This window comes from Chitinispirillales bacterium (assembly GCA_031254455.1).
Taxonomy (GTDB): domain Bacteria; phylum Fibrobacterota; class Chitinivibrionia; order Chitinivibrionales; family Chitinivibrionaceae; genus WRFX01.
The window spans coordinates 19,748-29,353 of sequence record JAIRUI010000097.1 but is presented as its reverse complement, the minus strand read 5'-3'; the positions used below and the strand labels follow the sequence as shown (position 1 = coordinate 29,353).

Annotated in this window: 9 protein-coding genes; 3 read left to right on the top strand and 6 right to left on the bottom strand. The window is 33.1% G+C overall.

The annotated features are described in order from the left end of the window. From LBH98_07580 to LBH98_07570, 3 genes are all read right to left on the bottom strand, one after another. The coding region (locus LBH98_07580; GenBank protein MDR0304606.1) for a GldG family protein at nucleotides 1–1,267 on the bottom strand (1,267 nt) is incomplete at its 3' end. Nucleotides 1,268–1,269: 2 nt separating this feature from the next. Beyond that, nucleotides 1,270–1,986, bottom strand: coding sequence for an ABC transporter permease (locus LBH98_07575; GenBank protein ID MDR0304605.1), 717 nt, complete (start codon nucleotides 1,984–1,986; stop codon nucleotides 1,270–1,272). After that, nucleotides 1,983–2,936, bottom strand: a complete 954-nt coding sequence (locus tag LBH98_07570) for an ABC transporter ATP-binding protein (GenBank protein MDR0304604.1) — start codon at nucleotides 2,934–2,936, stop codon at nucleotides 1,983–1,985. The genes LBH98_07575 and LBH98_07570 overlap by 4 nt, the downstream gene beginning before the upstream one ends. A gap of 89 nt (nucleotides 2,937–3,025) precedes the next feature. Between LBH98_07570 and LBH98_07565 the strand changes: the two genes are divergently transcribed. Genes LBH98_07565 through LBH98_07555 form a run of 3 tightly spaced genes read left to right on the top strand, consistent with a single transcriptional unit; the run spans nucleotide 3,026 to nucleotide 6,720 of the window. Then, complete coding sequence (locus LBH98_07565) at nucleotides 3,026–4,279, top strand: O-antigen ligase family protein (protein MDR0304603.1); 1,254 nt, start codon at nucleotides 3,026–3,028, stop codon at nucleotides 4,277–4,279. Then, nucleotides 4,276–5,253, top strand: coding sequence for a glycosyltransferase family 8 protein (locus LBH98_07560; GenBank protein MDR0304602.1), 978 nt, complete (start codon nucleotides 4,276–4,278; stop codon nucleotides 5,251–5,253). Before LBH98_07565 ends, LBH98_07560 begins: the two co-directional genes overlap by 4 nt. 9 nt (nucleotides 5,254–5,262) lie before the next feature. Further along, nucleotides 5,263–6,720 (top strand): hypothetical protein, encoded by a 1,458-nt coding sequence (locus tag LBH98_07555; protein ID MDR0304601.1) that lies wholly within the window; start codon nucleotides 5,263–5,265, stop codon nucleotides 6,718–6,720. 1 nt (nucleotide 6,721) lies between these two features. Here the strand turns inward: LBH98_07555 and LBH98_07550 are convergent, their stop codons facing one another. From LBH98_07550 to LBH98_07540, 3 genes are read right to left on the bottom strand one after another with little or no spacing between them, the layout of a single operon-like run. Further along, entirely contained in the window at nucleotides 6,722–7,630 is a 909-nt protein-coding gene (locus LBH98_07550; protein MDR0304600.1) for a glycosyltransferase family protein, read from the bottom strand. A gap of 22 nt (nucleotides 7,631–7,652) precedes the next feature. Then, nucleotides 7,653–8,639, bottom strand: coding sequence for a glycosyltransferase family 2 protein (locus LBH98_07545; GenBank protein ID MDR0304599.1), 987 nt, complete (start codon nucleotides 8,637–8,639; stop codon nucleotides 7,653–7,655). Further along, the gene (locus tag LBH98_07540; GenBank protein ID MDR0304598.1) at nucleotides 8,626–9,600 is read right to left on the bottom strand and encodes a glycosyltransferase family 2 protein; all 975 of its coding nucleotides are present in this window, start codon (nucleotides 9,598–9,600) and stop codon (nucleotides 8,626–8,628) included. The genes LBH98_07545 and LBH98_07540 overlap by 14 nt, the downstream gene beginning before the upstream one ends. Nucleotides 9,601–9,606 lie beyond the last annotated feature (6 nt).

Here is a 9,606-nt window from a genome sequence, read left to right as displayed (position 1 = left end):
GCGGATAACGTTTGAGCGTACCGTTTTCCGCAGCTTTTTCAAAGAAAAATTCCCAATTTTGATTCGGGTCTATCCTAAACGGCGGTATGCGTATCGTTGAATATTGAGACGACATTATCAGTGTATCGGCGATTGTAGCCGTATCTAAATTTTCTGAGATTTCTAACGGTGAAGCCCACGGAAAAATTACCTGTGTCATTGAAGCAAGCGGCGAAACAGTTCGGTTGAATCCGTCTTCGGCAACGCGAACCATAAGCGGATAATCCGTCGGAACGTTCATTATTGCAGGACCGACTTGTCTGGGAACTCTGATTTGTCCGCACGAAGCGTCGATAAGCATTTCAGGCTTCACGACAACGCCCCATTCTTCAAGCATTTTATATAAAAACGTGTTACTTACGCTCGCATTTGTACTTTTTTGGAGATTTATTGCAAATTTTTGCGCCAAGACGATTACGTTTCCGCCGCGCATAAGGTATTGGTCTATAGCGCAAATAGCGTTGGGGTTCACAAAATAACTCGCCTCGTCTTCGCCAGGAATTATTATAGTCGAAATTGCCGGATCGATAATCGTGTCGCGTCCAAAGTTAATGTATTGCAAGTTGTAAGTCGGCATAAGCGCCTGAAAAATCGGCTTGTAGCGCTGATGAGTAATGTCTTCCGGAATTTCCATAACATAAAAATCGGCAAGGCGCGGGTCGAGATACGCGGCGGTATCGGTTTTTACGATTCCAACAATCGGAAGTTTTTGCGCAGATAGGCGAATAATACGCTGAATGATTTCGTACTCAAAATTGTCGGTCGCCTGAACGAGCGGAATCGACTCGCTTTTTCCTGCGTATCGAATTGCAATCCCCATATACCCGTCAACGAATTGAACTTTGTCTTTCTCTATCGACTGTACGCGGATTGCCGGAATGTTCAGCGCTATTGCGTCGTCTTTATCGCTTTGTTTTTTGAGCGGGTCTTTCCAGACAATCCTAATGTTTCTTCCGGCGTAAATTTTAAATTCGTCCGTAAGGTCTTTAATATCTTTTTGGACTTTTTTCAAGTTTTGCGGAAGGTTATCCGAAAAGTATAGCTCTAATGTTATCAGGTCGTTAAGATTCCTCAGTTTATTCTTTGAAACATTTGAAATTGAATAAATTTTGTTTTGCGTCAAATCAATTCTGCCGAAAAAATCGTTAGACAAAACATTGATAATTACAACGTATCCAAAAACAATGAACGAAAAAACTATCGTCAAAAATTTAAGATTTTTTTTCATTTTCATTCCCACTTTCTGCTTTCAAGCGATTCTGCGTTTAAAAACAAAAAGAACGCGATTACCGAGCAATAATAAATTATGTCGCGGCTGTCGATTACTCCTCTGCAGATGCTTTCAAAATGTCCTGCAAGTCCTATATAGGTTAAAATATTCACTAATTCGTTTGGAACGAAATAAACGACGAGCGGATGCCCGATTATCAAAAACAGAAAAATAAGCACAACTCCGCCGATTAGCGCGATAATTTGGTTTTCCGTGAGCGACGAAACCCACATTCCGATTGATATATACGCCGCACCTAACATTATTGCGCCGAAATATCCGCCGATTATTACGCCTACATCGGGATTTCCCAAAATCGTTACCGTTATTGGAACGGTCAGAGAAAAAAGGAGCGTTATACCCAAAAAAGCCAATGCGGCAAAAAATTTTCCGGCGACAATCGTCATATCTTTCAGCGGTAAAGTCAAAAGAAGTTCAAACGTTCTGTTTCTTTTTTCTTCCGCCCAACTCCTCATCGTTATCGCAGGAATAAAAATCAGAAAAATATACGGAAGCAGTTCAAAATAACTTCTCATTTCGGCTTGATTATTGACAAAAAACGTTTGGAAAAATAAAAAATTCGTCAAAACTATATAAACTATTATAAAAATATACGCAATCGGCGAGACAAAATAGGATTTTAGTTCTTTAAAAAAAATTGTTATCATTTCTTTCATTTTGCATCCTTTCTTGTAAGTTTTGAAAACACGTCTTCAAGCGTAATCTTTTTGTGTGAAAGCAGAGTAATTTTCCAATTGTTTTTAACCGCGACATCAAAAATTTCTTCTCCGATTTCTTTCTCCGAATTTGTTTCTATTTTCAGTTTAACATTTAAAGTATCGGATGAAACAATTGCTTTAATTTCCTGAATTTGCGAAATATGCTTAAATTTTTCTTCAATATTTTTGTCTTTTGTTTTAATCACGACTTCATAAGAAATATGTCCTTGCGCTTTTGTGATAACTTCTTCCGGCGTTCCTCTTGCGGCGGTTTCTCCATCGTTTATTATTAAAATTCTATTGCACGTAGCCGCGACTTCCGACAAAATGTGCGAACAGTAAACCACCGCTTTTTCTTTACCGATTTCTTTTACAAGTTCTCTTATTTCGACAATTTGATTGGGGTCTAAACCGCTCATAGGCTCGTCTAAAATTAACAATTCGGGCTCGTGTATCATCGCCTGCGCAAGTCCTGTTCTTTGTCTGTATCCTTTTGATAAATGACCTATAGGTTTTTTTTGCATTTCTTCAAGTCCGCAAACTTCAAGCATTTTTTTGATTCTTTTTTTCAAATTTTCACCACAAAGTCCGCGAAGTTTTCCTACAAATTCTAAATATTCGTCAACGAACATATCGGTATAAAGCGGAGTGGTTTCGGGAAGATAACCGATTTTTTTTCTTGATTCCAAACCGTTTTCACAAATATCGCGTCCTGCGACTTTCACTAACCCTTTTGACATCGGCAAATATCCGGTTATTATTTTCATCGTCGTGGTTTTGCCTGCGCCGTTTGGGCCTAAAAATCCGAACACTTCTCCTTTGTTTACGGAAAAATCAAGATTTTTTACGGCGCAAAATTTCCCGTAATTTTTGTATAAACCGCTCACTTCAAGCATAGATTCCTTCATAGCGACATTTACTCCTTTACTTTTTACGTACCAACAAAATATTTTATGTTAAATTAAAAAATCAAGATATTACTTAAAATGGATGGCTAATGACAGATAAATTTTTGAATCTTTTTGCGTTTATTGCCTCAAAAATAAATATAAAAGTTGTATTTTTCGCTATGATTTTTATAGGGACAATTTTTTATGTTCCGCCGAAATATGTTAATTATATACCGGAAAATCTGTATCATTACGCCCACATATATCTTAAATATTTTTTCTTTTTTATGGTTATTGTTTTGACGATTCCGGTTTTTGTGAAAAGAAAATTTGATGTTCCTATAAATAAACTTGTTATCATATTAAGTTTATATGTTACCTTATGCTTATTAAGCATAGTTATTAATATTGATGAAAATACACGGGAAGCCATGATCGAATTCGGTTTTTTTACTTACTATTTTATTGTGCTTTTATTAATGTTATATACAATTAAAAACAATGACCATAAAATATTGATTTATGCATTGACAGGTCTCGTATTTTATAATAGTGTTGCATCGTATTCTAACATAATTTGGGGATTTGGCGAAATATCTGCTTTTTTTGAAAACAGAGTTTATTTAGGTTGTTTATCGGATATAGTTAGTACTTATCTTATAATACTATTATTTAACGAAAAATCAAAGGTAAAAAAAATTTTTTTTTCCGCTGGAATATTATTACTTTTTGTTAACATAATCCTACTGGTTCAAAGAAGTGTATATTTAGCTTATTTTTTTGTAATAACATTAGTAATATTGGGAACGAAAAATAGGAGAATAATAATTGTTGGCGTACTATTATGTTGCATTGTCGGAATACTATTTGGAACTATGATGATGAAAAGGGTGAAAAGAGAAAAAATGGATGTGGCGAATATGAGTGATATTGGAAGGTTTTTATCTTTGCGTGGCGGATTTAACATGTGGAAAACACATCCGATTTTGGGTGTCGGATATGGGACTTCAAAATGGAAAATAGATGAATATGAAACATTTCCTTTCAAATTGGATGGGATAACTTTTCCAATTCATAACTTTTTCATACAACAACTGGCAGAAACCGGATTTGTTGGTTTCATATTATGCAATACTTTTAACGTAGTACTTTTGTCTGCATTGATTCGAAGATTCAAAGGTAAAAAAAATCTTGTCGAAGAGTGTCCGTATGAACTTTTTTATTTAATCGCTCTCTGTGCTTACAATATTAACGGGATGATGCATCCAATAAATTTTCGTGAGGGTTACTACTGGTATTTGTCGGCTGGTGCTATGATTTTACTTCGAGACAATAATGACACTAACGTGGATCATTTATGAATATACCAATTTTTTTCTCGTCAAATGATAACTATATACCTTATGTCTCAGTAATGATGAGGTCGATTATAGAAAACGCCGATACTCGTCAGAAATATGAATTTATTATTTTACATTGCGGTGATATTTCACAAAATTCCATGAAAAAACTTTGTGAAATGTTAACTGAATTTCGTAATTTTTCTATAGAATTTTCTGATTTTACTGAAATTGCCAAAAATTACAATTTTTTTATATCAAGACATATTACGGTTGAAGCATATTTTCGTTTGTTTATCCCTTTTAAATTTCCACAGTACGAAAAAGCGCTTTATTTTGACGGCGATATGGTTTGCCGAACCGATATTTCACGTTTGTTCAATATGGACATTTTGAATTATCTAATCGGTGCGGTTCACGATATAGCGGTTGCTTGGTATTTTTTACCGGAAAATTTGAAAAATGACGAGTTCCGTAAAATTTATGAATATATACTGTCAACAGAGAAACCAAGTGATTATATAAATTCAGGAATGCTATTGATGAATTGCAAAAAATTTCGCCAAATCTATTCCGAAAAAGATGTTGTTGACACAATTCTTTCACGTGAATGGCAGGTTCACGACCAAGATGTAATAAATTTTTTAGCAAAAGATAAAATTTTGTATCTTGACTATGAATGGAATTTTATGTCAAATGGTTGGGCAAAATATTTGCCGCAAAATCTCAAAAATAAGTATATTTATGCGGAAGAAAATCCTAAAATAATTCATAATAAACCGTATAAGTATTGGTGGTATATTCCTTATTTTGACGAATTTTGGAAATATGCGACAAGAACGCCGTTTATCAAAGAAATAGCCGCTCGAATGGATATTAATATGAAATTTGAAGATAAAATTTGTACCGCAATACAGGAAAAAAAAACGGTACTTGGAGGTAGAGCCATGTTGAAAATTATTTTTACATTTCTTATCCATAGATTCCGAAAATAGAATGAAATAATGAATAAAGAAATAATAAGAAATGTTTTTATTAATATTTTCGCTCAAGTAATAACCTTAGTTATAGGGTTTATTTTACCTCCGTTAATTATCACGACTTACGGTTCCGCTCAAAACGGAATGGTAGCTTCCATCGCTCAGTTTATCGCTTATTTGTCTGTTGTTGAAGCGGGAATCGGCGCGGCGAGCATTGCGGCTTTGACAAAACCGTTATACAATAACGATAAAAATCAAATAAATTCAATTATTGCGGCAACTCAAAACTTTTATTCAAAAGCAGGTTCAATTTTTGCTTTTATGATTTTACTTTTAGCGTTTATTTATCCACATATTGTTGAATATGTGGATAAATTTTCCGCTTGTTTCATGGTTTTGGTTTTAAGTATAGGAGGAATTCTAGATTTTTTTGTTATCGGAAAATATCGAGTATTATTAATTGCCGACAGAAAAAACTATATTATGGTAATATTTAGAATAATTAACATAATTTTAAGCGCTGTAGTTTCAATTATTCTTATTGAAAATGGCAATTCACTTCTGTTAGTAAAATTTACTTCTGTTTTAATATATGTTTCCGGTTACGCGATGATTTTTGTTTATGTGAAAAAGCACTATTGTTTTATAAATCTTAAAACAAAATTTGATAAAAATACACTTGAACAAAAATGGGACGTAATGTGTCATAGAGTAAGCGGAATGGTTTTAGATAATTCTCCGCTGGTTTTACTTACTATTTTTTGTTCGCTTTCGGAAGTTAGTATTTATTCTATTTATTCAATGATATTTTTAGCCATAGATAAGTTAATAGATACGCTTTCTGATGGAATGCAGGGATTTTTCGGCAGATTTTTAGCGGAAAACAATCCCAATAAGATGAAAAAAATTTATGAGAAGTATGAAACGGTTTATTTTCTTATAATTGGAATCTGTTATACTTGTGCATTGATTTTGACTATTCCGTTTATGCAAATTTATGCTAGAAATATGACCGATGCAAACTATATTCAACCGACACTTGTCGTATTATTTGTAGCTGTGGGTATTATGAACAAATTGCGTCAACCGGCAATTATGCTTTATGTCTCAGCCGGACATTTCAAGCAGACAAAATGGCAGGCTATTGCGGAAGCGGTTATTAACATTTCGGCAAGTATATTTTTTGTGATTAAATTTGGATTTACTGGGGTTTTATTGGGTTCGGTCTGTTCCTTAGCATATAGAACGCTTGATATAATAATTTATTCGTCTAAAAATGTTGTCCATAACAGCTTATTGATAACTTTTACAAAAGTTATTGTTTTGGGAATTTGGTATTATATTGGATATTTTATTTTGTATGGTTATATGGCTTATAATATCAATAGTTACTTAGATTTCGTGAAAAATGCAGGAACTTCGTTTGTATTTCTGGCTATCCCAACCTTAATTTATTTATTTTATATAAAGAAAGTCAGATAATTTATATTTTTAAATTTGTTGTTTTAACATTTGTCAGTTCTTTTAATTTTTTTAGTAATACATGTATTAACGTTAAAATAAAAAAACATATACCGTTTATTTTTAATATTTGCTTAAAATATTTTATCATATCAAAATTCGCAACTTTACAAATATCTATAATAGTCGATATTTCATGTAATTCTGCGCGTAATTTTTTTAATTCGCTGGCTACAGTTAAGTTTTTCGGTAATTTTTTTTTCCATTTTTCCTGAAACGAGAACATAAATTTTATATATTCTTCTCTCATATTTCCACTTGAATCATGAAATACGTCAAAGTTCAATATAACATAATTGTCATATAATTCGGAAACCGCAAGACTAAAATCGACATCGTAAAAGTGAAAACCCGTAAATGTATTTTCATCGTATCTTATTTTTTCCCATATCTGTTTCTTAACAAATTGGAATAATCCGTCAACACATAAAACTTTTGAAACCGATTCCTTTTGAGGATTTGCGTATCTGTGATATTTGTAATTTACTTTTGAATATGCGTTTGTATCGCCGTTATGACTATCATAAACATTCACTCGACTTTCACCGACTCCTCCAAACGAACTTAAATTCTTTTGAGCTTGTAAACCTCCGGCAAAACCGATTACGCCGCAATCAGACGTTTTTTCTATAAATTCAATTATTTTCTTTCCCCAATCTTTCGTTTCTATAAAAACATCTTCGTGCACGAAACATAGATACGGGTATTTTGCTTTTTCTGCACAGTGGTTATATACTTTACAAATCCCCCAATTTTCTTGACGATTCTTAAATACAATAACCTCATATTCGACCCCAATTGTTTCCGAAAAATTTTTTAAGGTTTTTTCACATCGACTCGGATTTATTGAGCAAATTATGATTGAAATCATTTATACGTCTTCACTTTTAATGTTAATGTAGAGTGTCCAATTTTTTATATTTTTCTAATCGGTAAAATTCTTTTTTGTTTATATTAAAAAGCGCTGTGTTGTTTTTTCGTATGTTTTTGTAGCGACTTAATCCGTAAATTGCATCTCGTCGAGCTTTCAGATAGAGAAACGGTCTCATTATTTTAAAACAAAAAATTCCAATAACACGTAGTTCGGTAAAAAACATATAAAGTAATCGCTTTAAAATGTCCACGGTTGGAATATTTTTATATAAAAACCAAATACGGTTTCTCTCGCAAAGATAATACTTATATGCTCTGTTTTTTTTGAAAGTAAATCCGTCCATATGATACACGATGGCGTCTGGGGCGTACATACAACGCCATCCGTACAAAAACGCACGTAAGCAAAAATCCGCTTCTTCCATATATCCGAAAAAATCAACATCATATCCACCAAGTGATTTAACGGTTTCTGCCCTCAATATTGCAGAACCGCCGTTTGCACTAATAACATATCCTTTCTTTGAAAAAAGGTCGTTATCACGGAATTTACGATCATATCCAAATGGTATAAATACAAGCTCTTTTCTTATGTAATGATAAAGTTCATTAACTTTATCACGGTCATAATAATCCATTTGCCTGCAACTGACGATCCCGACAGATGTGTCTTTGAGTAATAGTTCAAGCGGTTGATCAAGCCAAGATGGTTCTACAACCATATCGTTGTTTAGAGTAGCGATAAATTCTCCTTTGGCGTTTTCAACCCCTATGTTTATTCCTGCGGCGAATCCGACATTCTTTTCAAGATTAACGATTTTAGCCTTGTCGCCGCAAATTTGGTTTATTATATTGATAGAATCGTCCGTAGATCCGTTGTCAACGACGATAATTTCAATATTTTTATGATTAAGTTCAAGTACACTCTTCAAACATTCGGGTAAAACTTCCGCGCCGTTCCAATTAACAATAACTACGGAAATAAGATTTGAATCAGTTTTTATCACATCCACCTCCCAAAATTTTTTTCATATCTTTGGCTACGCTCAGTAAACCGGAGGCAAATTTATGATAATTTCCACAGAACAGATTTCGTATAATTCCCGATATACATATTAAATAGTTAGAAGAAAGATTTTTACGAAACATATAAAATTCAATTTTGTCTGTAAACATTTTACGCTGTTCTTGAGTTAAATGAAATCTGTAATTAAATTCGTTGAGCATGATTTGTATTGAGTTTATGATTTTATTATAATTGTTAATTTTATTTATTCTTTTGGAAAAATTAATTGCAGGTATCCCTATTCCTAACTGCTGCATTGAATGTTTACGGTAATTTGTGGTTATTGTATCATTAAAAAACAATTTTCTTTCTAATACCGCTATAGAAGCAAGCCAATGATCGTGTACCAATTCTGGTGGAAAAGGGCGTGTTCTTTCAAAAAACGATTTTCTTACAGCCGCTGTTGCACCGGTTACAATATTATTCCCTATAAAGAGTTCTATTCCTTTACCTTTTTTTAAAATATTCTGTTTTTTCTTGTCAAAACCATAATTAAACCACAATTTGTTTAGAGTATTGTTCATCTCGTCTATTACTACGGCATTGGTAAAAATCATTCCACAATTTTGATTCATTAAAAATATGTTTTCCAACACTTTCACTTTGTCGTAAAGCCAGACATCGTCCTGATCGCATAAAATTATAATATCATTCTTGCATAAGGACATTGCTTTTTCAAAATTTTTTGTACTACCTAAGTTTTTTTCATTAATAACAATATTCATAGAAAACGGCGCAATATTCAAAAATTCGTTAAGTATTTTGATTGTACTGTCAGTGGAGCCGTCATCGCAAACAACAAGCTCGTCAATTTGGCGCGATTGTTTTATTATGCTATCGAGCTGCTCTTTCAAAAATTTTTCTCCATTATATGTTGTCATCGCGACGGATATTTTATTCAAAATAAA

What these genes read in the sequence shown, in the direction of transcription:
- LBH98_07575 (MDR0304605.1), bottom strand. Translation starts at nt 1,986, where the DNA reads ATGAAAGAAATGATAACAATTTTTTTTAAAGAACTAAAATCCTATTTT.
- LBH98_07570 (MDR0304604.1), bottom strand. Translation starts at nt 2,936, where the DNA reads ATGAAGGAATCTATGCTTGAAGTGAGCGGTTTATACAAAAATTACGGG.
- LBH98_07565 (MDR0304603.1), top strand. Translation starts at nt 3,026, where the DNA reads ATGACAGATAAATTTTTGAATCTTTTTGCGTTTATTGCCTCAAAAATA.
- LBH98_07560 (MDR0304602.1), top strand. Translation starts at nt 4,276, where the DNA reads ATGAATATACCAATTTTTTTCTCGTCAAATGATAACTATATACCTTAT.
- LBH98_07555 (MDR0304601.1), top strand. Translation starts at nt 5,263, where the DNA reads ATGAATAAAGAAATAATAAGAAATGTTTTTATTAATATTTTCGCTCAA.
- LBH98_07550 (MDR0304600.1), bottom strand. Translation starts at nt 7,630, where the DNA reads ATGATTTCAATCATAATTTGCTCAATAAATCCGAGTCGATGTGAAAAA.